Source organism: Vibrio sp. 10N.261.55.F4 (assembly GCF_041470465.1).
In the GTDB taxonomy this organism is placed as follows: Bacteria; Pseudomonadota; Gammaproteobacteria; order Enterobacterales; family Vibrionaceae; genus Vibrio; species Vibrio crassostreae_C.
On sequence record NZ_JBFRMM010000021.1, the window covers coordinates 60689 to 82304 of the forward strand.

General features: G+C 44.2%; 19 protein-coding genes. 6 read left to right on the forward strand and 13 right to left on the reverse strand.

Annotated elements, in window-relative coordinates:
* Positions 1 to 38 precede the first annotated feature (38 nt).
* On the reverse strand, positions 39 to 1070 hold the full coding sequence (tdh, locus tag AB4249_RS11725) for an L-threonine 3-dehydrogenase (protein ID WP_372103257.1): 1032 nt from the start codon (positions 1068 to 1070) through the stop codon (positions 39 to 41).
* Between the two features lie 110 nt (positions 1071 to 1180).
* Positions 1181 to 2374, reverse strand: a complete 1194-nt coding sequence (locus tag AB4249_RS11730) for a glycine C-acetyltransferase (protein WP_017064793.1) — start codon at positions 2372 to 2374, stop codon at positions 1181 to 1183.
* 455 nt (positions 2375 to 2829) lie between these two features.
* Between AB4249_RS11730 and AB4249_RS11735 the strand changes: the two genes are divergently transcribed.
* Together AB4249_RS11735 and AB4249_RS11740 are read left to right on the forward strand one after the other, a co-directional pair.
* Positions 2830 to 3762 carry a LysR family transcriptional regulator gene (locus AB4249_RS11735; protein ID WP_065584581.1) on the forward strand — a complete coding sequence of 311 codons (933 nt, stop codon included), beginning with the start codon at positions 2830 to 2832 and terminating at the stop codon, positions 3760 to 3762.
* Positions 3762 to 4145 (forward strand): VOC family protein, encoded by a 384-nt coding sequence (locus tag AB4249_RS11740; protein WP_372103260.1) that lies wholly within the window; start codon positions 3762 to 3764, stop codon positions 4143 to 4145. The genes AB4249_RS11735 and AB4249_RS11740 overlap by 1 nt, the downstream gene beginning before the upstream one ends.
* Positions 4146 to 4256: 111 nt before the next feature.
* Here AB4249_RS11740 and AB4249_RS11745 read toward each other — a convergent pair whose 3' ends face one another.
* The 4 genes from AB4249_RS11745 to AB4249_RS11760 form a co-directional block, all read right to left on the reverse strand.
* Positions 4257 to 5792: a PepSY-associated TM helix domain-containing protein gene (locus AB4249_RS11745; RefSeq protein WP_372098281.1), complete on the reverse strand. Its 1536-nt coding sequence runs from the start codon at positions 5790 to 5792 to the stop codon at positions 4257 to 4259.
* A gap of 111 nt (positions 5793 to 5903) precedes the next feature.
* Positions 5904 to 6254: a hypothetical protein gene (locus AB4249_RS11750; RefSeq protein ID WP_017064798.1), complete on the reverse strand. Its 351-nt coding sequence runs from the start codon at positions 6252 to 6254 to the stop codon at positions 5904 to 5906.
* 301 nt (positions 6255 to 6555) lie between these two features.
* Complete coding sequence (locus AB4249_RS11755; RefSeq protein ID WP_017059534.1) at positions 6556 to 6951, reverse strand: cytochrome b562; 396 nt, start codon at positions 6949 to 6951, stop codon at positions 6556 to 6558.
* 144 nt (positions 6952 to 7095) lie between these two features.
* Entirely contained in the window at positions 7096 to 7842 is a 747-nt protein-coding gene (locus AB4249_RS11760) for a phosphatase (protein WP_372103262.1), read from the reverse strand.
* Positions 7843 to 8163: 321 nt separating this feature from the next.
* On the opposite strand from AB4249_RS11760, the gene AB4249_RS11765 reads away from it, so the two are divergent.
* Positions 8164 to 11187: an HD domain-containing phosphohydrolase gene (locus AB4249_RS11765; protein ID WP_029236400.1), complete on the forward strand. Its 3024-nt coding sequence runs from the start codon at positions 8164 to 8166 to the stop codon at positions 11185 to 11187.
* Between the two features lie 42 nt (positions 11188 to 11229).
* Here the strand turns inward: AB4249_RS11765 and AB4249_RS11770 are convergent, their stop codons facing one another.
* Positions 11230 to 12258, reverse strand: a complete 1029-nt coding sequence (locus AB4249_RS11770; protein ID WP_372103264.1) for a DMT family transporter — start codon at positions 12256 to 12258, stop codon at positions 11230 to 11232.
* Positions 12259 to 12349: 91 nt separating this feature from the next.
* On the opposite strand from AB4249_RS11770, the gene AB4249_RS11775 reads away from it, so the two are divergent.
* On the forward strand, positions 12350 to 13303 hold the full coding sequence (locus AB4249_RS11775) for a LysR substrate-binding domain-containing protein (protein ID WP_372103267.1): 954 nt from the start codon (positions 12350 to 12352) through the stop codon (positions 13301 to 13303).
* Positions 13304 to 13339: 36 nt separating this feature from the next.
* The gene (locus AB4249_RS11780) at positions 13340 to 13660 is read left to right on the forward strand and encodes a heavy metal-binding domain-containing protein (protein WP_004730185.1); all 321 of its coding nucleotides are present in this window, start codon (positions 13340 to 13342) and stop codon (positions 13658 to 13660) included.
* Positions 13661 to 13807: 147 nt separating this feature from the next.
* Here AB4249_RS11780 and AB4249_RS11785 read toward each other — a convergent pair whose 3' ends face one another.
* Positions 13808 to 15064 (reverse strand): peptidoglycan DD-metalloendopeptidase family protein, encoded by a 1257-nt coding sequence (locus AB4249_RS11785; RefSeq protein WP_372103270.1) that lies wholly within the window; start codon positions 15062 to 15064, stop codon positions 13808 to 13810.
* Between the two features lie 161 nt (positions 15065 to 15225).
* Complete coding sequence (locus AB4249_RS11790) at positions 15226 to 16065, reverse strand: tetratricopeptide repeat protein (protein WP_017067625.1); 840 nt, start codon at positions 16063 to 16065, stop codon at positions 15226 to 15228.
* A gap of 276 nt (positions 16066 to 16341) precedes the next feature.
* Here AB4249_RS11790 and AB4249_RS11795 point away from each other — a divergent pair, with 276 nt between their 5' ends.
* Positions 16342 to 16857: a cytochrome b gene (locus AB4249_RS11795; RefSeq protein ID WP_372103272.1), complete on the forward strand. Its 516-nt coding sequence runs from the start codon at positions 16342 to 16344 to the stop codon at positions 16855 to 16857.
* An 80-nt stretch (positions 16858 to 16937) separates the two neighbouring features.
* Here the strand turns inward: AB4249_RS11795 and AB4249_RS11800 are convergent, their stop codons facing one another.
* From AB4249_RS11800 to AB4249_RS11815, 4 genes are all read right to left on the reverse strand, one after another.
* On the reverse strand, positions 16938 to 17372 hold the full coding sequence (locus AB4249_RS11800; protein WP_372103275.1) for a hypothetical protein: 435 nt from the start codon (positions 17370 to 17372) through the stop codon (positions 16938 to 16940).
* A 116-nt stretch (positions 17373 to 17488) separates the two neighbouring features.
* A complete protein-coding gene (locus AB4249_RS11805; protein WP_017059525.1) occupies positions 17489 to 17755 on the reverse strand; it encodes a hypothetical protein in 267 nt (88 codons plus the stop codon).
* Positions 17756 to 17990: 235 nt separating this feature from the next.
* Positions 17991 to 19775: an ABC transporter ATP-binding protein gene (locus AB4249_RS11810; RefSeq protein ID WP_017059524.1), complete on the reverse strand. Its 1785-nt coding sequence runs from the start codon at positions 19773 to 19775 to the stop codon at positions 17991 to 17993.
* Positions 19769 to 21532 (reverse strand): ABC transporter ATP-binding protein, encoded by a 1764-nt coding sequence (locus tag AB4249_RS11815; protein WP_372103278.1) that lies wholly within the window; start codon positions 21530 to 21532, stop codon positions 19769 to 19771. The genes AB4249_RS11810 and AB4249_RS11815 overlap by 7 nt, the downstream gene beginning before the upstream one ends.
* Between the last annotated feature and the right edge of the window lie 84 nt (positions 21533 to 21616).

The following is a 21616-nucleotide window of genomic DNA, read 5'->3' on the forward strand; positions in this document are numbered from 1 at the left end:
ACTGTCGCCTTTCTAATATCTTGTTACTCAGCTAAAGCTTATTCCCAATCAAGAATTACTTTACCTGACATACCAGAGCGCATCATGTCGAAGCCTTTCTGGAAGTCGTCCACTTTGTAGTGGTGAGTAATGATTGGTGTTAGATCTAGGCCTGATTGGATTAGTGAAGCCATCTTGTACCAAGTTTCGAACATCTCACGACCGTAGATACCTTTGATAACCAAGCCTTTAAAGATTACTTGGTTCCAGTCTACTGCCATATCTGATGGTGGAATACCTAGTAGAGAGATCTTACTGCCGTGGTTCATGTTAGTCAGCATGCTGTTGAACGCAGATGGGTTACCAGACATTTCTAGGCCTACATCGAAGCCTTCAGTCATGCCAAGATCAGACATTACGTCTTCAAGCTTCTCTTCCATCACGTTTACTGCGCGAGTCACACCCATTTTCTTAGCAAGATCTAGGCGGTACTCGTTTACATCAGTGATTACAACGTGACGAGCACCAACGTGCTTAGCAACAGCTGCAGCCATGATACCGATTGGGCCAGCACCAGTAATTAGCACGTCTTCGCCAACTAGGTCGAAAGAAAGTGCTGTGTGTACTGCGTTACCAAACGGGTCAAAGATTGAAGCTAGATCGTCAGAGATTTCTGCAGGGATCTTAAATGCGTTGAACGCAGGGATCACAAGGAACTCAGAGAACGCACCAGTGCGGTTAACACCAACACCTGTTGTGTTACGACAAAGGTGAGTACGGCCGCCACGACAGTTACGACAGTGACCACATGTGATGTGACCTTCGCCAGATACACGGTCGCCGATTTCAAAACCACGAACTTCTTGGCCAATGCCAACAACTTCACCCACGTATTCGTGACCTACTACCATAGGTACTGGGATTGTGTTTTGTGACCACTCATCCCAGTTGTAGATATGTACGTCAGTACCACAAATTGCGGTTTTCTTAATACGAATAAGAAGATCATTATGACCCATTTCAGGTTTTTCAACCTCGGTCATCCAAATGCCTTCTTCAGGCTTTAGCTTAGAAAGTGCTTTAATTTTCATAATGTTACCTAGTTCATCTCGCCTAACTGTAAGGCGAGAATCAAAAATCTATATGTTCTACTGGGTGTTGTTCTATCTAATTAAAGGATGCTCGTGGCACCCCTTTAAAATTAGATGATACCCATGTCTTTACCAACTTGGATGAACGCATCGATTGCGCGGTCTAGTTGCTCACGAGAGTGTGCAGCAGACATTTGCGTACGGATACGAGCTTGACCTTTTGGTACTACAGGGAAAGAGAAACCTACAACGTAGATGCCTTTCTCTAGTGCGCGCTCAGCGAACTCAGCCGCTACTTTTGCATCACCAAGCATGATTGGGATGATTGCGTGGTCTGCACCGCCCATAGTGAAGCCAGCTTCTTCCATGCGAGTACGGAAGTGAGCAGAGTTTTCCCATAGTTGAGTACGTAGGTCGCCAGATTCCGCAAGAAGATCTAGAACGCGGATAGACGCAGATACGATTGCAGGAGCAACAGAGTTAGAGAATAGGTATGGACGAGAACGCTGACGTAGCCAGTCGATCACTTCTTTCTTACCAGAAGTGTAACCGCCTGAAGCGCCACCCATTGCTTTACCAAGAGTACCAGTGATGATATCGATACGGTCTACAACGTTGTGGAACTCGTGAGTACCCGCTCCGTTTTCGCCCATGAAGCCCACTGCGTGAGAGTCATCAACCATTACTAGTGCATCGTACTTGTCTGCAAGGTCACAGATAGCAGGAAGGTTAGCCACTACGCCGTCCATTGAGAACACACCGTCAGTTACGATTAGTGTGTGACGAGCGCCAGCTTCTTTAGCAGCGATAAGTTGCTGCTCTAGCTCTTCCATGTTGTTGTTCGAGTAACGGAAACGCATTGCTTTACACAGACGAACGCCATCGATGATAGATGCGTGGTTTAGTGCGTCAGAGATGATTGCGTCTTCTTTACCTAGAATTGTTTCGAACAAACCAGCGTTTGCATCAAAACAAGATGTGTAAAGGATAGTGTCTTCTTTACCTAGGAACGTAGAAAGCTTTTGCTCTAGTTCTTTGTGAGAATCTTGAGTACCACAAATGAAACGTACTGAAGCCATACCAAAACCGTGCTGATCCATACCATCTTTAGCTGCTTCGATAAGAGCTGGGTGGTTAGCAAGACCTAAGTAGTTGTTTGCACAGAAGTTTAGTACTTCTTCACCAGTCGAGATAGAAACCGCTGCTTTTTGTGCAGAAGTAATAATGCGCTCAGACTTGTAAAGACCTTCTTCTTTAACTTCTTCGATTTGAGTTTGAATCTGTTGGTAAAATGCAGAAGACATTGTCTCATTCCTTCCTAGTTATAATTTAGCAGCATCGCGCGCCGCTTTATGTAGGGATGTAAACGATCTCAACACGATCATTTACACTGTAAAACTTATGCCTATATTCTAGTTGAACATCCCCGTTCCGATTATCCCTTTAGTTGGAAAAACATTAATGAATCACAGGCACTAATAATAGTTCATCCCAGTGACATAGGGCACATTAACGCCCTTCACCTGCTTTTTTAAACGCCAAATTAGCTATAATTTCCGTCTAATTTCGCTTTCATATCAAATCTCAATTTTTCATCTCAGAATGCGCAGCAGCAACGCCGCTATACAGATGAGCTTCAAACACAACAACCTATCAGAGCAATCACGTCAATCAATTAATGAAATTGATTCACAAATCAAAGTAAATCGCTCACAATGACCATTAAGTTCATCGTTGAAACTAGCTTAACTGGATACTTATGATTAACCCAAAACTCATCGCCCTGCTTCCGGATCTCGCCTCGTTCATTTTGGTGGTTAACGAAGGTAGTTTTACGGCTGCAGCAAAACAGTTAGGCGTGACACCATCAGCCTTGAGTAAGCTCATCACCCGCTTGGAAAAAGCGCTATCGGTGAAACTGTTTGAGCGTACCACTCGTACCCTTATCATTACGCAAGCGGGTCAATTGGTTTATGATCAGAGTGTGGTGATGATCAACGCAGCGCAACAAGCCGTTGAACTGTCTACCTCCGACCATACCGAACCTGCAGGCTCGATAACGGTAGCGGCGCCTGAAGCCTTCTTGAATTCGGTATTGCAGCCTTTCGTTGTTCCATTCTTAAATCAGTATCCAGAAATCCAACTTAAATTGAGAGCGGCTGACGGCGACATCGATATTTTACGTCAAGGCATCGACATTGCTTTCCGCCTGACTGATAAGCCCGACGAAAGCTTAGTATTGAAAGAGTTAGGAAAAACAAACCTCGTGTTGTGTGCAAGCCCTGACTATTTAGATGCCAAGGGGATTCCTCACCACCCTACCGAGCTGTCTGAACACGACTGTTTGTATCTTGCAGAGACAGACAAAGATCACATTTGGGATTTTCTTAAAGATGATGAATTTCACACAGTACCCGTCAGTGGACGTTACGCAGTTAACCACTCGCAGATGCGACTGAAAGGTGTGAAAGAAGGTCTAGGCGTCGGTATTTTCCATGACTTCGTGATTCAAGATGCGTTGGCTGAAGGCTCCGTGGTACAAGTGTTGGAAGATTGGACCATCAAGAGTAACTACCATGGTGCTATCGCGATGCAATTTGCTCAAACCAAGTATATGCCCGCACGACTGCGTGTATTCATTGATTACGCCATGAAGCACTTAGGTGACAAGTTGGCAGGAGAAATAAACTGATGCTGAAAGGAATACACCACGCCGCCATTATTTGCTCAGACTACGAAGTCTCTAAACGCTTTTATACGGAAGTTTTACAGCTTGAAGTGATTGCGGAGAATTATCGTGAAGCACGTCAGTCGTATAAGCTCGACTTGGCACTGCCTACTGGCGCTCAAATAGAACTATTCAGCTTCCCTAACGCGCCAGAAAGGCCTAGCTTTCCTGAAGCTCAAGGGCTAAGACACTTAGCTTTTTGTGTTGATGACGTTCAACAAATCAAAAGCTATTTGGAAGAACAAAGAATCGAAGTCGAACAGATCCGAATTGATGAATTTACAGGTAAAGCATTTACTTTTTTTGCCGATCCTGACGGGCTTCCGTTAGAGCTTTATGAAATCTAGAGCTTTATCAAATATAGAGCTGTACAAGTCTAACGTCTTCTTAATAAACAGAGCATGTCATCTGAATAATGAAACTGACCTCCTCAAAAAGGAGGTCAGTTTGTATATCAATTAACTCAATGCCGTCTTGAATTTCTCAACGCGTGAAAATAGTAACCAATCCAGCAGCATTGCTGTCACGATCGTCGCTCCCGCCAGTGGAAACAGTACTGAAATAACTATCACGATCACTAAACCTGTCTTCCAAAGCCCTGCATCGCCAAACTTCGGTGGCGTGCCAAGCTTTCTTTGACCTGAAGGTCTACGTATCCACCACATCACACCGCCAGTCACGGACACAACAATGAACGCCAAACAAAACAAAGCATTTAGAAGCTTGTTAATGATGCTGATGTCACCTTGATGCAATGAAATACCTACCGCTAACGTTTTGGCAATGAAGTTATAATCTTGCCATGTCACCTCACCCAGAATACGACCTGAGTATTGGTCGAGGTGCGTAGTACGATCCTGCGTTGGATCGATGATGTCACCGCCCATAGTGTTGGCTGTGACCGTGTAAACACCTGTTTCTGAACGCGGGAAATTCACCTTGTATTGAGTGAAACCAAGTGAGTATGCTTTTTCAGTAACGTCATCAATGTCGAAGTTGCTTGCTGACAACACATGTTGAGAGTGATCTTCACCCATCTTAGAGTGATCATGAGGTTCCGTCGCCTCTTCCACATGATGAACGTGTTCTGCTGGCTTATCTTGAGACAAAGGCAATAGTGTTTGCTCCAAGTTCCAAGGTAGCTCTTCTTCTGAGCCATGGTTGAGGGAAGCGTGCGTCTTATCAGACAACGGAATATCGTCCCACATTTGAGCAGGGAAAGTGCTCCATGCTTGAACAAGCTTACCGCCCCAAAAACCTGTCCATGCCAATCCAGACAGAATAAACAACAACAGAACGAGCGATAACACACCTCCAATGTTCGCATGCAGATCACGCATTAAAATACGCGTTCCTGAACCAAATCGAAGCTTAAGAAAACCAGCGCGGCTCGCGTTATCTCTAGGTAACCATAAGTAAATACCACTGATGAGCAACAGAATAGACAAGCTTATTGCGACTTCAATTAGATAATCACCCCAATCACCAATCAACAAAGTGCCGTGAATGTCATTCGCGAGTTGGTACAGGCTGTCGCTACGCGGAATCTCTCCGACCACTTCGCCCGTATATTGATTTACCGTGGCGAAGACCGATGTGCCGTCTACAAGTGCTACCGAAAAGCGGTTAGCCAGATCAGGAGCTTTGCTCGGAACAAACTGGGTAACCGAACCTTGTGGGTATTGAAGTTGTACTGCAGCTAACTGTTGTGACACTTTAATCGGCTCGCCCGATGCAACAATCTCTAGGGCTTCGTGGTGGAAAGTCAATTCGATTTCATCATCAAACAGCATCACCAAACCTGTAATGCTCAGCATTAACATAAACGGGATAACAAATAGCCCAGCATAGAAGTGCCAGCGCCATGTGAGGAAATAGAGGGTTTTATTGCGGTCTTTGCTTTTTATATTGGTTTCCGAACCGGTTGTTGCACTGCTTTTAGACTGCGAAGTTGCTTGTGCTTTCGCAGGGGTTTGAGATTCATTTCTCAACATTATAATTTCCTTTGACACACGCAAACATACCTTCTGAAAAATCAGAAAGTAATCTGAGCATGTTTAACTTTACTTAATACTTTATTTTTTAATTATTTTAATGGGTTAGGTTTAAGCAATAACAAAGGGAGGGCCGCGCGGGGCTTGCCTCGTGTAGCGTTCGCTTAGAGCCAAAAAAGCGTAGCTGTCGGAGACAATAGAACTCAGTCGAGTTGTCAGTAGTGTAGTGGGAAGTTCATCTTGGTGAAACGTGGAAAAATGGCTAAACGGACACGGCTTACCTTTGTGAGTATTCGGTTCGCCTTCTTCGATTTGAACCAATTCAAAGCCATTGACCGTACATAACGACGCCCATACTCCCGCACTATTACCATGAGCATTGATAACAGGCATTAATGTCACTAGCGCCCAGCTTAATGCTGTTGCAAGTAACATGAAGAAGTTGAACGAGGTTCGGCGCATTATTCCAAGTCTTTATAAATTTCCCTTATTATGAGGGACTTGGAATATAGGTAAACGTAAAGATTAACAGCAAGTTAAAAAATTGAAGCTAACGCACACTCTTTTTCGTTAAATACTGGTTACAACACTAAAGCTAAGAAAGTAATACTCATCTCTTTGCAGCAGTCTTTCGATAAAAGAGACAATAAAAACGCCGCCTTACACCTTCCTCGAAAGAGGGTAATGTAAGGCGGCGTTTTAGAAATCGAATCTTGAGGTTTGCTCTTTGTTACCTATCTAGCAAACGTTCATGATTAACGAATTAACCGAAGATCTTGCTCCAGATGCTTGGGTTACGCTTCTCATGGTACTCTTCACGAAGGCCATCAATAGTACGAAGTTCTTGCTGTGCCGACGCTAAGTCACCTTGGTCTAGCTTCTGCTCAATGCTATCCAGTGATGCACTGATCTTTTTGAAGCCTTCCATGAAGTTGTCTTCTTTCTCGACTGGGTAAACACCCGTTTTCAGCTCGGCCACTAGCGTATCTAAACGAACGATAGGCTTTTGCATCTCTTCAATGCTTTGAGCTTCTGCCGCTTGTTTGAACGCAAGCTTCATTTCTTGCATGTTTTTCTTAAGGTCTACATTAGCAAATGCGTTGCCAGACAATACTGAAGCAGCGATTAAGCCAGATAAAAGGATTGAGCGAGTTTTCATTGTTTCTCCAAGTGAAGCGGTGTCTTTGAAGTTAGAGCCGTCATTACTGTGGCACTTCGACTTTATTATTTTCGGCTAGTGTATACAAAAATCTTTCAGGCACAAAAATTGATTGTGTCGAAATGCAAACCCGCCGACATTCTCTTAAACAAGATCTGAATATTCTGGGATTTCATTACGACCGCGCAAGGCCAAAAAGGCTAGGAACTGCTTTGGCGAATGGGTAATCACTTTACTCGAATCTACGCCCACTTCATCTAACAATGCTGCGACTAAGTCTAAGCCACCGACATCTAAACAGAAATGCGCATCGCTGCCTGTTGTAATAAATGCACCCTTCGCTTTCGCTATTCTTGCAATCTCATAGCAGCGGTCAACACTGCCAACTCGGCTATTGCCTTTGAGTGTGGTGTTGTTGATCTCAATCGCCACGTTGTTCTCAACCGCACATTGAATAACGGCTTCGAAATCGAAATCAAAATTAGGATTGCCTAAGTGACCAAGCGCATCAATTCGACCGCCCTTAATCACATTCAACAATGCTTCTGTATGGGTAGCGACATCCGATGGGCGAAATACTGGCTCATGAAAACTCGCGATCACCCAATCCAAGTTCTTATCCACACTCGGATGAATGTCGATTTCACCCTGTGTGTTCATGATGTTTGACTCAACACCTCGAATAATTGCGACATCTTCAATAAAACGAGGGAGCACACGCTGATTGCTGAAGAACCAATAGTGTGGCGCGCCCGGCATTGATTCTGAATGATCAGTAGTACAAAACATGGCTAAACCATTTTGCTTTGCCGACTTGGCGTTTTCGCTCAATGTGCTGTAAGCATGACCACTTGCGTATGTGTGGGTGTGAGTATCTACTTTGAGTTCCATGAATCAATGCCCTCTTCGCTCGGTCAAAATACGTTTTTCAGAAAGTAACTCTGAATCTCTTTCAGGAAAAGAATACTTCAGAAAATGAATGCCTAATGGCAACAATTCGGCCAGTTTATCAGCTGAAAGTGACAATTAGCACCCTAACATAAAGGTTTATTACTGGTTCATTTACACGACACGGGAATACGTGGCTAACCAGAGCCAGCCAGCGCTTGGCCTTATCTAAGTAGAACCGCACACACTCGGTAATTGCGCCAATTTTTTGCAACCTACTCAAGTTCGTCAATACTTAAACCAGCCTACAAACTGGAGTGTTAGATGAGAAGAAGACGATATCCGCTGAGTATCCACATCACTAGCCTTTTCCTAATTTTGACAACACTTGTCGGTGCGGTATTGATTTCGATTAGTTATCGGCACTCCCAAGAGCTGCTGCTAGGCACAGTGCGCGAGATCAGTAATGAGCACCGCGACAAACTGGAATCAGTATTTAAACAAGCCATTGCCCCTGTTATCACAACCTTAAATGTGATGGCGGTGAGCCCGTTTGTTGCTCATCAAGCTTCCGCTGTCGAAAAAGACTCTTGGCTTGCTTCGGTCGATATCATCTTCAAGCAAAACACCAATTTGGTCGCTCTATTTTATGGTTCTGAAGATGGTGACTTCAGAATCTTTCGTCCATTAAGCACCAATAAACAGAGAGCCGAAAACAGCGCGCCCGCTAAAGCGACCATGATGGTCAGCAGCACCAATCTAGACGGTGAAAACTTTATTACCTATCTTGATGGCGCACATCAAGTGATCAGTACTCGACAAGCAGAGAGTAAGTTCAACCCCACCACTCGTCCTTGGTTTCGTAACGCAAAGCCTGATGGCTCAATACAACTCTCTGAACCCTATCTGTTCTATTTCCTGCAAACCAATGGTATTACGCTCTCTAGGCGTTCTGCCGATGGCAAGCATGTGGTTGGTGCCGACTTTACGTTGAGTTCCCTCTCTTCTCAGATCAGTGAATTAGCTTATTCTCCGCAAACCCGACTCGCCTTGTTCGATCAACATTTTAATCTTCTCGGTCAGCATCAACTTGAGCTATCAGTACCCAAGCCTGACTCCCAATCTGATGACACAAGTAAAACTGAGCAAACGAACAACCAAACGACGGGGAATCTCTCTGGCAGTGAGCAAGACCAAAGCTTCTTTAATGTGCCCAAACGTGAACAGATGGAAGCATTGAAAGCGTCCGTTATTGCGCCGCTTATCTCTGATGAAGAGAAGTTTAACCTCAATCTAAAAAACGTTGAGTACAACTTAAACACTTGGGCACTAACGCTAACGCCGGTTCAACTGACTCAAAATGTCACCTTATACTTGGCAGAAGCGACGCCACACAATGAGCTGCTCGCTGATCTTATCTCGATGCGAGACAAGCAAGTTGCGGTCGCGATTGGGATGTTGTTCATCTGCTTCGCTATCGTATGGTTTGTTGCTAATCGACTGTCTCAGCCGCTCAATACGCTGATGCAACTCACCGACAACATCGCTCGGTTCGACTTCAGGCGTACTCATTATCCCAAAAGCATGATTCAAGAAGTGGCTAACCTCGCCCACTCGATTGAGCTAATGGAACACACGCTTCATGATCTGATTACCCTACTTCGAGACACCGCCGGGAATCAGGAGTTTTCGATCTTAGCCAAGAACATTGCTCATCAAAGCTATTTAATTACCAAAGCAGAAACTATTGTCCTTTTCACTCAATCCAAAGAGAAAGACGTGTTTGATACGGCAGCCAACCTTGCCATTCTTCCTTTTAAGGCCGACATCAATGACTTCATCAAACACACGCCTTGGTTGCTGTGTCAGCTTAAATCTGGTGAGACGATCCATTTGAACAGAGAAGACAATGTTCTCAACTATTACCAAGATTCGATCTTCAATTCAGACCTGTACCTATTTCCACTATTAAACCGAGAGAAACTGTTGGTAGGGATTGTGGCAATTGGCTATGAGAGACCAATTACCAAGATGCAGGCAGACAAGCACGCCTTTTTAAGAGAGTTGCTCAGCTTTGCGGAAATAGCGAAAGACAACATCGACCAAATGCAGCAACAAAAAGACATGCTTAATGCCTTTATTGAGCTGATTGCATCGGCGATTGATACCAAGTCACCTTATACGGGCGGGCATTGCCAACGAGTGCCTGAGCTCACCAAATGGCTAACTCAAGCAACCATAGATGATGACCGCTATTACCCGCAATTCTCATTGGACAGTAAACAGTGGGAAGAGTTGATGCTCGCCGCTTGGCTTCATGACTGCGGCAAGGTGACCACGCCTGAATATGTGGTAGATAAGGCAACAAAACTGGAAACCATTTACGACCGAATCCACGAAGTGCGAATGCGTTTTGAGTTGTTGAAACAGCAAGCGGAAACCGATTACTGGAAAGCGATGGCGAACGGTGCACTACAAGAAGAACAACTCAAAATACTCGAACAAAGCCTGTCTGAACTGGATGAGGAGTTTGCCTTCGTTGCTGAGTGTAATCTTGGCGGCGAATCTATGACGGAAGAGCAGCTAGAACGCTTAGATCAAATAGCCAAACGCCAATGGAAACGTACACTGGATGATCAATTGGGTTTGTCTTGGTCTGAAAAAGAGAGATTTAACACCCAAAAAGAGTCGGTTGAGAAAGAGAGAACTGAGCCAACAAGTCAGGAAAAGGGTTTGCCTGTCATGGAGCCTCTGCTTGCAGACAAACCGGAGCATAAAATACCTTGGGACAATGGCTTTAACCCTGCCGATGTATGGCAAGAAGCGTTTGTACTTAAGCCCGGAGAAGTTAAATACAACCAAGGTGAACTGCACAATTTGAAAGTACGCCGTGGTACGCTAAACGATGAAGAACGTTTCATGATCAACGATCATATTATCCAAACCTTCACCATGCTCAACAAGTTGCCTTACCCGCCTTACCTTCAAAACATTCCGGATATCGCCAGCGGACACCACGAACGTATCGACGGTAAGGGATACCCAAGAGGCTTAAACGAAGACCAGTTACCTCTGCCGTCCAGAGCAATGGCAATTGCTGATGTCTTTGAAGCGCTCACCTCTAGTGATCGCCCTTATAAGAAAGGTAAACTCTTAAGCGAATCACTCAACATCATGACCGACATGGCCACCAGCGGTCATATCGATCCCAAGTTGTATTTACTGTTTTTGGAAAACAAAATCTACGATAAATACGCTGAGCGATTCCTAGAAATGAACCAACGCTGCGAGATTGACCCGCACGAACACATCGACCGAGTAAAAGAGTACATACGCTCATTATTTTAAGTTTGAGCTAACCATTTAGTCTTTAGGATATAAGGTCAATGATTAGCTTTTAGCCGCAGAATCCAACACCGCAACGTCCACTACAGTCGCTACAGCCCCTGTGACTCGCGGCGTTTGCTTGGCTTTTTCTTTGCTGTGTCTCTTCGCTAATAGTGTGTTGGTAATGCTCGCCACAACAATCAGGTTAATGCCAATCATCTGCTGTGTAGAAAACACATCATCAAAGAACAAACCCTGCCATAAGGCGCTAAACAGCATGTTAGTAAAAATCAGTGGTGCCAACTGGGAACCGCTGTCTGCAAGCTTATAAGCCTTGGATCGGAAAATTTGAGTATTGATGGTAAACAGTGCGAGTCCAAATGCACCAAGTCCAATCCAACGCAAATCATCAAACGACAGCAAAGTCGTTAAAGCTCCATACACACTATCCCCCTGAAGTACATCTGGTACAGCAGAAACAGAAGTAAACACAACCATCGGTATCACAATGATTGCCGCGACCAAGAACGTCCACGCGTTTAGCTCTGCGGGTGTCAAGCTCGTCTTCGAGGCTCGGTACAAGCTCACCTGTGAGCCAGAGTTAAACATACCCGCCAATAAACCCAGTAACAATGCAGGTCTAAAGAACTCCGAACCAAACTCAAACTGCGACCAATCCCCTGCCATCATCACTACGCCGAAAAATGTAATGGCTAAACATGCGATAGTCGTTGTATGAATCTTGGTTCCGAATATTAATTTTTCTAACAATGGAATAAACAACGGACCCGTACTGAATAACACCACACCTTCAACCAGCGTTAAGGTTTGTAGTGAAGTAAGGAAACACCACTGACACGCCACCATAAAGATCGCTCGCATCACTAAAGGTTTCCACATTTCTCGTGTCGGCTTGCTGATTTTGTAAAAGGTCAGGAAAAGAAATAAAAACAGACTGGGTAACAAAAAACGCACAAAACTGAGTAACGAAGTGGGCATCACTTCAGATAGATACTTGGCCATCAAGCCACTTAAAGACAAACTGAACGTCGACAACAACATGAAAGTCGTCGCCTTGGTAATATCAGACATAATTATCACCTCCTATGACATCTATTTTAGAGGCGTGACGTAATGAAAAATAGTGAGTAATATTAACTATAACTGTAAGGAAAACTTACCAATGAAAAAACTCGTTCCGCTTAAATCCGTTTATGCTTTCATTGCTGTTGCTGAGACTGGCAGCATGACCGACGCCGCGCGGGTATTGTACGTCAGTCACTCTGCGGTAAGCCAAGCGATAAAGTCGTTAGAACAACTGGTCAACAAGCCTCTGTTTCAACGAGTCGGTCGTCGTGTTGTTCTTAATGCCGCAGGTAAGCGATATTACCGCAAAGTTACTCCCGCACTTGAGCAAGTGATAGAGGCGACCGAAGAGCTTGCCAGAACGCCTAACGACCACCGCATTACCCTCAACATGGTCAATTCGCTCGCGATGCACTGGTGGATCCCACGAGTTCCCGACTTCCAAGCTTTCGCTCCCTCACTTGATATCCGTATTTCGACGCTAACTGGCCCTTTCGATATTGAACAGGAAGGGGTCGATGTTGCGCTCGTACATGGCAAGCCCAATGAGTGGGAGCAATATTACAGCGAGAAACTGGGCGACGATGATCTGGTCTTGGTGTGCAGCCCTACTCTATTAAAAAACCAGACCGGATTGAGCGTCGAGCAACTCGTCAAACAAAACCCGACCATTGGCGTTTTTAACCTCAGGCGGCAACACGACTGGCAAGTGTGGTGCAACAATTACCAAATTCCACTGCCCACATTCCATAGCAATCTGACGTTCGATGTCTCCATTCAAGCAGTACAAGCTGCGATTCGTTCACTAGGCGTATTAGTAACGCATCGCTTGTTTGTGAAGGATGACATCAGCCATGGGATGCTCGTTGAACTAGGTAAACCGGTTGCTAACCCGCATCAAGATTTCTACTTTGTTTGCCCGAAAAACAAATTAAAACAAGAAAGTGTGCTAAAACTGAGAACATGGTTAAGACATGAATTCACACGCTCAGAGACAACACTGGACGGTGACGCTCAAGAGCAAGACCAAGACCAAACTATCAACCAATAAGCGAGTAACAGCTCAGCAAGCTTACAAGAGGCCATTATGATTATTACCACCACACAATCAGTCGAAGGCAAACGCATTGTCGATTACAAAGGGGTTATTGCCGGAGAAGCCATTCTAGGGGTGAACGTTTTCAAAGATATGTTTTCAGGAATTCGTGACTTTGTGGGTGGGCGTTCTGGCACCTACGAGAAAGAACTGGAAAAAGCACGTAACTACGCGTTCAAAGAGTTAGAACAGAAAGCGATTGAAGCGGGTGCCAACGCGGTGGTAGGCGTAGATATTGATTACGAAGTCTTGGGAACAGGTAATGGCATGTTGATGGTCTCTGCTAGTGGCACGGCAGTGGTGGTTGCTTAATCAGTGGCAAACCTATCGCTCAATAGCTCTATCCATCGAATAACGGATTCATTCGCTTAATCGTGTGATTCTCTAAAAATGCCCCTTAGCTAAATCGCTAACTAAGGGGCGTTATTGTATTCGCTGCCAAACTAGGCTTGAATATCTCTAACTCGCACGATCTGCGGGCTCAGAGAGCATGGCATCAAAAGAGGCAATTCGAGCCAAAAACTCTTTTCTATCTTTAGGCATAATTGAGCTTGCCATTGGTAAGTTCGCCTTCATTGCATCGACGGCGCGACCACGAACCAATACCTCAAAGTGCAAGTGCGGGCCAGTAATACGGCCAGTAGCACCCGATAGCGCAATTTTCTGACCTCGTTTAATTTGCTGACCTTTCTTAACTAAGAAGCGGCTCAAGTGAAGATAACGCGTCGTATATACGCTGTTGTGTTCAATCACCAAATATTTACCAGCATACGGGTGGTCACGAAGTGCCACCACACGACCATCACCAGTTGAGTAGATAGGTGAACCAACAGGTGTCGCAAAGTCGGTACCATTGTGCGGTGAGATTCGCCCAGTTACTGGGTGTCTTCGTGTCGGATTAAACGAAGAAGTGATTCTTCGGAATTTTCTGTCGACTGGGTATCTATCAAAGGCTTGCTCTAGACTATTTCCCTCTCTGTCATAAAAAAGACCATCTGGTGCTAGAAAAGCTGCGACTTCTCGGTTTCTTAATTGAATTGAGATACCTTGAATTTCTGTTTTACCCGTTAGGTGATCATCCGTGTACTGCTCTTTGACCAATACATTGAAGCTATCACCAGCTCTCAGCTCTCGAGCGAAGTTGACTTTGTCTTTTAGTGTGCGGGTGATATTGGCTATCTGGTTAGTAGTTAACCCCGCTTTGTAGGCTGACGTTGAAAAGCTACCATGCACACTGCCAGCATAAAGTTTTTCCTTCCACTCGCCTGGGATCTCGTGGAATTTATAGCTGAAGCTACCATCATCGTTTCGAGTAAAGGCTGCTTGCTCAACCAGACTTTCGTGAAAGACCAACTCTACGAGCTGTTTGGACTCACCATCGACAAGCAGCTCTAAGTGGTCACCAGGTTTTATCGTATCGAGTTTCAAAGATTCAAGATCCGCTTCCATGATCTTATGAACCGTTTCATAAGGCAGATTCCATGACTCGAATATGTTACTGAGGGTATCGCCAACTTTCACAAAATAATGGACCTTAACCAAAGAGTTGGGAGTCGCTTGCGAGTCGATGACTTCCTTATCATTAGGTTGAGAACCTTGGTAAGGTGTTATTTTGATAGAGATTTCTGGTGCTGGTTTGGAGTGAAAAGAGAGCAAAGCAGCAAGGGAAAATGCGCTGATCGCAGTAACGATCAGACCAATACGGAGGAACTTCATAAAATACTTAGCGGTTATAACGAGGAACTTAGAAAGTGTTATAACATAACAATTAAATCAAAAAAATAAATGAAATGTAAGAAACCATAGCGCGATAGGTGTGAAAGTATGGTGAGCATGCAAAGCCCACCACCTTAGTTAACACGGATCTTTACCTCATATTACTCTTCACGAAGTACTTCGAAGCGTTCTAAGCCTCGCAGCATCTCAAAGTCCGGCTCTTCAGTTAGCAGCTCTCTCATGGACCCACTGGCTTCAATAGCGCGTTCTAAGTCATCGATAGCTTGACCTTCTGCCCCTAATCGAGCATAGGCGCAAGCACGTTGATACAAGGCATGAGCATTTTGGTCATCGACTTCTAATACACGGTTACAAAGACTCATTGCCCAGTGGTATTCCTGTATATCCATAGCAGCGTCAGCTTTGGCAGTAAGTGCTTCTAAATCTCCAGGACGAACCTTCAGTATTTCATCGTAGATTTCAATTTTTTGCTCTGCCGTTTGTGCGTTCTGTGCTCTCAACCATAGGTTATGAATCTCATTGATAATTTCAATTTCGCGGTTGTTGTCGGAAATGATTCTGGTCTTGCGCTTAAGATCCCGTTCAAGAACATTAAACTTCTTCTCATAGTCTTGAGCGATAGAATTAAGTCGCTTATCAGCCATGTCTTGAGTTGTGTGTTTAAGCTCTTTGATGGATTGCCAACCCACCAGCGCGATAAGAGAGGCCACACCAGCAATAATGTAGAAGAAGTAGGTTACGGTTACATTGGCGTAATTCAGAGACTTGTCTGCCACAGTCAGTTCCCGGTCAGTCATCTGAATGGTCAAGCGTCTTTCAAGATCCTGCTGTTCCATTCGAAGCTGCTTCAACTCATCCAAGATATAGCGTTCCATCAGCGGTCTATCCAAATACTCTTGTTCCGAGTACTTAACATCTTCGCTTGCAAAACTCATCGTGCTGAACACCGAGATAACTGCAACCAATAAGATTCGAAGCATTATACATTCCTTATATGTTTATATTTAGACTAACTGTATCTCGTAATAGGCATACAAGCTAGGAAGTCGACAAGTTTGCTATGTCCATATTGGAATTAACACTCTAAAACATCATTGATAATTATAAAACACCTTAAGCAACATCATTAATTTCTAAATTATAAAAATACCGCGTAATACTGTTCTATATGATTAATTCGCGATGCGAATATACCGAAAAATGGTTTATTGCATCGAGATGAATCTTATATTAATAACGATCAGAACGAGGTTAATTTGAATAATTCACGATACGATTTAGTAAGCCGTGTACTGCACTGGGTAATGGCTTCTGTAATCATCTATGCAACGATCGCAGGGTATGTGATGCACTATGTCACCAGTCATCCAGAGCTGTTTTCTTTTCTGTCAGTGCTCAACATGTCATTGGCGACCGTTGCGACGCCACTGCTTGTGGTTCGTTATATCTGGAGCCACTTTCGCTCGTCGCCAAGCATGCCAACCTCTGTGCCTGAAGGGCAAAAATGCGTTGCCAAGCTTGCACACTCTTTGATGTATCTTGTGATGTTTATGGTTTTCAGCACCGGCTACTTAATGCTAAAAGAACCGTACTCTTTATTTTGGTTAGTGAGCGTAAATAATCTAATTACCGACTCTGCAATCAACGGCTTCTTTTTCTATTTCCATCGTGCCAGTTGTATTGCCCTAGCCTGTTTAATTGTGCTGCATATCAGTGCCGCACTTAAACACCACTTTGTCTCTAGGAACTATGTATTGAAGATGATGCTCTAGATTCAAAGAATTCAAGACAATTTGCACAAACAACAAAAAAGCCATAGCATGTTCGCTATGGCTTTCTTATTTCAATTTGATTACTTGGTTTGAGTATCAATCATCACTTGCCAGTATTCACATTTAGCCAAGAACTCTTTTAAATAAAGCTCTGGGTTAGCAAGTTTCTCACCGCCTTTAACAACAGCACCAGTCACACGCCAAAAGCCACGAGTGACCAAGTTTCGATGATAAATAAAATCGTTGAGTTCATTAGCCTTCAAAGGAAGTTGTTCACCAAACGTATTTTCGTAGCGGCTCAGAGTCGAGGCTTGTTCACTTGGCTTCTCCCTTAAAAAGGTATCCAAATCCAAACCTAATGACTGTTGCTGCTCTTTTGATAGGGCTTTAGCTAATTTAGAGATCACACTGAACAGAGCCAACTCAACTTTTTGAGACGCTAATAACGATGCACCTAAAAGCGCATGTTCGTTGGAAATATGTTGTTCTGTTGATGAAACGGTTGCTGTTGTCACTGTGTTAACCTCAAATAATCATAACGGGTGTTACTGAACTGGATAGAGTCTTTTCACTAAGCTGAATCTTATTCTTGTTATTAAGAAGAATCTTGCAGCTAAGCAGAGCCTTTCGACTAAGCAGAATCTTTTAGCAGAACACGGTCAGCATCAATAATGGTGAAGCCTGATGCATCTTCATTCTTTTCGACTTGCACTAAACCTTTAAAACCAATCTGCGACAGCTTCTTCGCAAGTTGATCTGGTGCTGTTTCAAAAACAACATTCATAAAAGGTAAAGACTCAGCATCAACAAAACCATGCTCGTTAAACAGTTCCATTGCTTGAGATAAATGGTCTGAGTCGGTTAATTCGATAATTTCTACAACTTCTTCCAACAACATTTTCGATTCCATATTCGCCAGAAAGTGACTGACACAAGCCGGTTCTTTTTGCTTGCATACATCCCGATGCCCTAAGACACCCCTTTAGTAGTAGGGAGATCATAACATATTAATAATCGTAAAATATGTTTTATTTTCCCTAAGCTACTGGGAATACTAGAAAAGAATAGAAATTGGTGAAACATAAGCAACACCAATTCATAGTATCGATAACGGTAAACCTGATTTGAGGTGATCAGGCAACCGTTACTTGAGAATCGCCCGTTTCTACAATCGATTCTTGTAACAAGCCAGCATAAATACCATTGTGTGCCACCAGCTGTTGATGATTACCTTGCTCAACAATTTCACCCTTTTCCAACACCAAAATCGTATCTGAGTGACGAACGGTACTCAAACGGTGTGCAATCGCAATCACGGTTTTTTCCTTGAAAAGGCGCTGCATTGCTTTTTGAATCAGGTCTTCAGTGATTGAATCTACCGAACTGGTCGCCTCATCAAGCATCATCAATTGACCACCCTGTGCAACCGCTCGAGCGAACGAGATAAGCTGCGTTTGCCCTACAGACAAGTTAGAGCCGTTCTTTTCCAAGTGGAAGTCATAACCTTGTGGCAATTGTTCAATAAACTTATCGGCATAAACATAGCGCGCCGCCTGTTCAACCTCAGTTCTAGATAGATGCGTTTTGCCCAGCGCGATATTGAATTGGATGGTCTCTTCAAATAAGTGCACGTCTTGCATCATCATTGAGAACAAATGAGCAGAGTCTTCACTTGAGATCTGTGACAGCTCTATTCCATTCAACAAAATGCTGCCTTCATAGTCTTGGTAGGCTTTAGAGATCAGACGCAGAATCGTCGACTTGCCCGAGCCCGTCGAACCCACAAGCGCGATTTGATGCCCTTTCTCCAATACAAACGAGACATTCTTTAGAACGTAGGGAGAGTCGTCTTTGTAGCGGAAGCTTACGTTCTTAAACTCTAGGCTCACAAACTGTTCAAGCTGCTTCTCAACCTTGTTAGATGACAACAGGTTGCGCCCTTCTTCTTCAGTCGGCTCAACAAACAGCTCTTCAATATGGTCAAACGCTGCAAATGAACTCTGAATCGAAGCGATCTGCGAAGTAAAGTCACGAATCGGAACAAACACTTTCTCTAAGGTGTTGATGAACGCAATCAGCACACCCAAGGTGAGCGCCCCTTCTAACACTTGCTCAGAGCCATACCAGATCATAATCGCGATAGTGATGGAGGTGATGCCAGAGATAAACGAGAACAAAATCGCATCGTATTTATTGATCTTCTTCTGCGCTCTTAAAAACTCATCGGTATAGCCTTGGTAGCGTTGCTCGACTTGCTCTTCCGCTCGGTACATCTGAACGGTTTTCATGCCAAATAAGACTTCTTGTAAAAAGCCAATACCGCGAGCGAGAGAAGAACGAGTCACCTTATAGAGAGCACGAAGTCGGTTTCTCACATACACCGTCAAATACATCACTGGCGGCATAATGATCAATACAATCATCGTTAACTGCCAATCAATGAAGAACATCATCACCAACAGAGCAATGGTATTGATGCTGTCTTTAACTAGCCCTACAACCGACTGAACAAACGTCTCGCCGATGGTTTCCAAGTCACTGGTTAATCGTGAAAGCGTTACCCCAATCGGTGTGTTATCAAAATAGCTGCGTGGCAGTTTGAGCACGCGAGCAAACAATACTGAGCGCATGTCAGTTATCGTGTATTGACCAGTTTTACGCAGATTGTACGAATAGGTGGTATCCACCACATAACTCGCCACCAGCACGGCAACGAGATAGAAGACGTATTCGAGCAGACCATCCATATCCCCGTGACTCAGGTGAACATCGATCACTTGAATGATCAGCCAAGGGAACAACAAGCTCGTGATGACAGAAAGAGGAAGCATAGCGATGCCCAGAATCGCAGAGCCTTTGTATTTCTTAGCAAACTTAAAAAAGTGCTTGAGGTACTTGAGATCAACACGTTTTAACATGCTGCTGCCTCCGTTTCATTCTGCTGTAGTTGCCATGTATCGTAATAGTAATCACAGGTTTTCAATAACGTGGCGTGGTCGCCCTTCGCGATCACTTTACCTTCGTTCAACACGATGACTTCATCCATATATTCAAGGGCATTAACGCGGTGTGAAACCACAAGAACCGATTGATTTTCCAAACGTTTAAACAAACCTTCCAAGATCTTACGTTCTGTTTCATAGTCGACAGCCGATAGAACGTTATCCATGATGATCAGGTCGGTGGGTTGCAATAAAGCACGCGCAATACTTAAGCGCTGCTTCTGACCACCTGACAACATGATCCCTTTCTCACCGACTAAGGTTTGATCGCCGTGTTCAAAACGTGTCACATCACTAGCCAACTGGCTGAGCTCTAGCACTTCATCAACCTGACTCTTTGCCAAATCGGTATCTAGGCTACCAAAGCGGATATTGTCTTCGACGGTTGCTGAAAACAGGTAAGGGTCTTGAGTCACGGTTTTCACGTAACGGCGTAAGTCACTGCGTGAGAAGCTAGTGACATCTCTTTCACCAAGGAAAACAGAACCTTGTGGTACATCCAAGTGGTGGTTTAAGCAGTTCACTAATGTCGTTTTACCCGCTCCGATCCCGCCTAACACACCCACTTTCTTACCTGTTGGAATATCAAAGCTGATGTCATCGAGAATCACGCGTTCTTCACCTGAATAGCTGAAGCTGAGATTGCGAACGGAAAACGTTTTTCCCTTCAGCGATTCAACATCTAATTCAGTAAGCTTATCTTCATCTAGCTCTGGGACTTTGGCATTAAGAATGGTTTGTGCACTTTGGATACCGACCATGCCTCGCTGATAAATGGTCGCGATTCTGCCAAGTTGCATCAATGGCATAGCGAGCAAAACTGAGTAAGTCAGAAAGGCGGTAATCTCACCAAGTGTGAGTTCCTGTCTCATTAACATGTAGCCACCAAGCCCAAGAATGATGATTTTCATCAGGTCATTGGCGTAGTCGAGTACCGGCATAAAGAAGACTTGAATGCGTGTAATTTTAAGGCGGCATTCAAGCAATAACTGGTTCAGTTTTTCAGTTTCAGCTTTCACCCAAGGTGACATCTGCTGGCTCTTAATGAGATCAATCCCAGACAGGTAACTCATTAGCTGAGCAGACAGATTTTGTAGGCGCTTCATGTGCTCTAAATGCAGCGCTTTCATACGCTTGAAGCCCACACGGAAAATCACAAAAGCGATTGAGATAGGAATGATCGAATACAGTGTGAGTTCTGGCGATATGCGCCACATGTAAAGAGGTGTCAGCGACAACGCCAGCAGCGCATTAAAGAACTGGAGGAAACCCACACCAAACAACAAGCGTATGCCACCAAGATCATTATTGATAATGGATATTAGCCGACCAGAAGCAAAACGCTCATGAAAACTATTCGGTAAACGATTTAACTTTTTGAGCAATGTACTTTTAAGTGCAGCCTCTGTAATTCGCCCTGGATTAAGCGCGTAAATACGAGACAGAATACGTACTACTACCATAGCGACCGACATGCCAACTACCATCCACACATAACTTTGAAGTTGTTGATGGCCACTGGGAGAAGCATCATCAATCAAATCTATGGCGAGTTGAATATAGCGAGGGATCTCAACTTGCAACCAGTTGACGAGAAAAATGAACACAATCGCCAAAAAGTAAGAGGTGCGATTCATGCGCAGGTAATGGGCAATAAACTGTCTTTTATTCATAGTATTCTTTGTTTAGGGCAGGCTCACAGCGAGATTTAGCGATTTAACCGAGCAGTTTAGCTAAATAGGGTCATCGCTGAGGTA

Excerpts from the sequence above, each read along its gene's own strand:
- tdh (WP_372103257.1), bottom strand. The coding sequence starts at position 1,070 with ATGAAAATTAAAGCACTTTCTAAGCTAAAGCCTGAAGAAGGCATTTGG.
- AB4249_RS11730 (WP_017064793.1), bottom strand. The coding sequence starts at position 2,374 with ATGTCTTCTGCATTTTACCAACAGATTCAAACTCAAATCGAAGAAGTT.
- AB4249_RS11735 (WP_065584581.1), top strand. The coding sequence starts at position 2,830 with ATGATTAACCCAAAACTCATCGCCCTGCTTCCGGATCTCGCCTCGTTC.
- AB4249_RS11740 (WP_372103260.1), top strand. The coding sequence starts at position 3,762 with ATGCTGAAAGGAATACACCACGCCGCCATTATTTGCTCAGACTACGAA.
- AB4249_RS11745 (WP_372098281.1), bottom strand. The coding sequence starts at position 5,792 with ATGTTGAGAAATGAATCTCAAACCCCTGCGAAAGCACAAGCAACTTCG.
- AB4249_RS11750 (WP_017064798.1), bottom strand. The coding sequence starts at position 6,254 with ATGCGCCGAACCTCGTTCAACTTCTTCATGTTACTTGCAACAGCATTA.
- AB4249_RS11755 (WP_017059534.1), bottom strand. The coding sequence starts at position 6,951 with ATGAAAACTCGCTCAATCCTTTTATCTGGCTTAATCGCTGCTTCAGTA.
- AB4249_RS11760 (WP_372103262.1), bottom strand. The coding sequence starts at position 7,842 with ATGGAACTCAAAGTAGATACTCACACCCACACATACGCAAGTGGTCAT.
- AB4249_RS11765 (WP_029236400.1), top strand. The coding sequence starts at position 8,164 with ATGAGAAGAAGACGATATCCGCTGAGTATCCACATCACTAGCCTTTTC.
- AB4249_RS11770 (WP_372103264.1), bottom strand. The coding sequence starts at position 12,258 with ATGTCTGATATTACCAAGGCGACGACTTTCATGTTGTTGTCGACGTTC.
- AB4249_RS11775 (WP_372103267.1), top strand. The coding sequence starts at position 12,350 with ATGAAAAAACTCGTTCCGCTTAAATCCGTTTATGCTTTCATTGCTGTT.
- AB4249_RS11780 (WP_004730185.1), top strand. The coding sequence starts at position 13,340 with ATGATTATTACCACCACACAATCAGTCGAAGGCAAACGCATTGTCGAT.
- AB4249_RS11785 (WP_372103270.1), bottom strand. The coding sequence starts at position 15,064 with ATGAAGTTCCTCCGTATTGGTCTGATCGTTACTGCGATCAGCGCATTT.
- AB4249_RS11790 (WP_017067625.1), bottom strand. The coding sequence starts at position 16,065 with ATGCTTCGAATCTTATTGGTTGCAGTTATCTCGGTGTTCAGCACGATG.
- AB4249_RS11805 (WP_017059525.1), bottom strand. The coding sequence starts at position 17,755 with ATGTTGTTGGAAGAAGTTGTAGAAATTATCGAATTAACCGACTCAGAC.
- AB4249_RS11810 (WP_017059524.1), bottom strand. The coding sequence starts at position 19,775 with ATGTTAAAACGTGTTGATCTCAAGTACCTCAAGCACTTTTTTAAGTTT.
- AB4249_RS11815 (WP_372103278.1), bottom strand. The coding sequence starts at position 21,532 with ATGAATAAAAGACAGTTTATTGCCCATTACCTGCGCATGAATCGCACC.